The sequence below is a fragment of the Actinomycetota bacterium genome, assembly GCA_018830725.1.
GTDB lineage: Bacteria > Actinomycetota > Humimicrobiia > JAHJRV01 > JAHJRV01 > JAHJRV01.
This window is the reverse complement of record JAHJRV010000049.1, coordinates 1-2660: the sequence shown is the minus strand read 5'-3', so window position 1 is coordinate 2660 and position 2660 is coordinate 1. Positions and strand designations below refer to the sequence as shown.

Here is a 2660-nt window from a genome sequence, read left to right as displayed (position 1 = left end):
TATCTAAAAGAGAATATAAATAATCAATCATTAGTTCTTTTATTAGAATATGAGAATAAAAAGATACTTTTTACTGGAGACATTGAAATTCAGGCTCAAAGAGAGATATTAAGTAGTTTAAAAAATCTATCAATGAATAAATCAAATAGTTTGAAAGATATATCTATAAATAATGATATATATAATGATATTAATAACTATTTACTAAAAACTGATATCTTAAAAGTACCTCATCAGGGAAGTAAAGATGCTAATTTTTACCAATTTTTAAGAGCTGTCTCACCTAAGATAGCTATAATATCAGTTGGATTAAATAATAAATACGATCATCCATCAGAAGAAACAATCAATTCTTTAAAAAAGATTAACTCTAATATTCTCCGTACAGATAAGTTAGGAGACATAGATATAATTGTGGAAAATAATTATTGGAAAATCCTAACCGAAAAATAATATAATTATAAAAGTTATGATTAAAAATAATAGTTTTAAAAATTCTAATAAAAAGAGCGTAGAGTCTTTACTTCCAATGTATCTATTGACTGGGGAAAATAATTGGAAAATTGAGAAATCAATATCTCGACTTAAAATGAGATTTGGCGATGATAGTGAAAGAGAACTCAACTTCCAGCAATTCGATTTTTTAGAGGTATCAGTAAATGATATATTGAATGTCTGCAAGACTTTACCCTTCTTATCATCAAAAAGACTTGTTATAGCAAGGAATGTTCATAAATTATCTAATGATGAATTAGAAAAGATTATTGAATATGCAAAATCACCATCTCCATACTGTTGTTTAGTCTTAATAGCAGAAACTGTTTGGGATAATTCAAATCTAAAAAATTCAACCAGAAAAATTAGGGATAGATTGAAAAATTTTATTGGAAAGATGGGCAAAGTTTACGATTTTAGACCAATTTCATTCAGAGGTTTGGAAAGTTGGGTTAGAGAGAGATGTAGGGAGAGAGAAGTCAGGATAAATCCTGCTGCTGTCTATTTACTCACAAATTTTTTAGGTAATGATCTATGGAATTTAGAAAGCGAGGTAGAAAAACTTGCAATTTATGTTGGAAAAGGAGAAGTCATAGACCAAAAAACTGTACAATTACTTGTTGCTGGAAATCCCGATATAAATATTTTTAAATTTTTAGATTATTTAAGTGAGAAGAAAGAAAGTGAAGCATATAGTTCTTTAAGATCTATTTTTTTTAAAACCAAACCTGGAAAACTTCAAATTGAGAGTTTAAGAATTTTGGGGACAATGAGATGGTATTTTAAAAGACTCTTAAAAATCAAATCTTTAATTGAAAAGAAGATAGATATAAAGCAGATGGAGCAAATTTTATCTGCGAAAAATTTTGCTATTAAAAAACTTAAAAATCAACAAAAGAATTTTTCTAAAAAGGATTTAAGAAATTTCCTTTTCTATTTGTTGGAGGCAGATGAAGGGATAAAGAGAGGAAAACAAAAAGCTGAGATAATATTAGAGACCTTAGTTTCTAAAATACTAAATATTTAGAATATTTGAGATTGATTTTTACAATTTTTTTAAAATTAATTTTGTAATGTGATTATCAAAAAAATAGTTACAAACTCTGTGATAAAGTATTTAATTTCTCACTAAGTTTAGACTTAATTCTATTTACCTTTGTTTTATGAAATATTTTCTTACTTTTTGCCTTATCAAGTAAAGAAATACAATTTATAAGTAATTGCTTTGCATTCTCTAAATCCTTTTCCTTGATTACTTTATCAAACTCTTTTATAGCTGTTTTTATAGTTGCTTTCTTCTTCCTGTTCCTTAGTCTTACTTTTGCTGAAGTTTTAACTCTTTTTAGAGAACTTTGTTTTGCCAATTTACCTCCCTATGTTTATTTTTTTTATTTTTTTCAGTAAAGTAGCAATATTATAATACAAGGTTATCAAAAATACTATATAATTTTTAAATACTATTGTTACTCAAACTAAATGCTAAAATTAATTAGCAAAAAAACTTTAAGGAATGATTAATTGAAAGAGAAAAAAGATTTAACATCAGATATAAACAAATCTAAAGTGAAGTTCACCAGTACAGTTATTATTGTCACGATTTGTATTTTTTTATCCAAATTAACCGGTCTTTTAAGAGAACAGGTATTTGCTTATTTCTTTGGAGCAAACTGGGAAACAGATGCATTTAGAATTTCATTTTTGGTACCTAATCAGTTTAGACAATTATTAGCAGATGCAATACTATCAGCTGCATTTATACCTATCTTTTCTTCATATCTTGCTCTTGGTAAGAAAAGGGATGCATTAAAATTAACTAATACACTTATAAACCTTCTTATTATTATTTTTATTTTAATAATTATCATAGTATTTATCACAATTCCTTCAATATATAAAATTCTTCCTGGTCTTAAGGATGATTTAAGTCAGCGGTCTTTGGCAATCTTATTAACGAGAATCATGTTTCTCTCTCTTCTTTTTATGGGCTTAACTGCAATAGTAAGTGCCCTTTTAAACTCTTATGAAAGTTTTGCACCGCCTGCATTCTCAACCGTAATATGGAATATATTAATAATATTAGTATTTTTTTTACTTTATAGAAAATATGGAATTTTAAGTTTTGCTGTTGGTATTGTAATTGGAACAATAGGTCAATTTCTATTTCT

Annotated in this window: 4 protein-coding genes; 3 read left to right on the top strand and 1 reads right to left on the bottom strand. The window is 26.5% G+C overall.

All coding sequences use genetic code 11. The features are described from left to right. On the top strand, positions 1-453 hold a 453-nt coding region (locus KKC53_02580; protein MBU2598054.1), incomplete at its 5' end, for a hypothetical protein. A 16-nt stretch (positions 454-469) separates the two neighbouring features. Next, on the top strand, positions 470-1522 hold the full coding sequence (gene holA, locus KKC53_02575; GenBank protein ID MBU2598053.1) for a DNA polymerase III subunit delta: 1053 nt from the start codon (positions 470-472) through the stop codon (positions 1520-1522). 67 nt (positions 1523-1589) lie between these two features. Here holA and rpsT read toward each other — a convergent pair whose 3' ends face one another. Beyond that, entirely contained in the window at positions 1590-1859 is a 270-nt protein-coding gene (rpsT, locus tag KKC53_02570) for a 30S ribosomal protein S20 (GenBank protein ID MBU2598052.1), read from the bottom strand. A 154-nt stretch (positions 1860-2013) separates the two neighbouring features. Between rpsT and KKC53_02565 the strand changes: the two genes are divergently transcribed. After that, positions 2014-2660, top strand: a 647-nt coding sequence (locus KKC53_02565; protein MBU2598051.1) for a hypothetical protein, incomplete at its 3' end; no start/stop codon positions are given.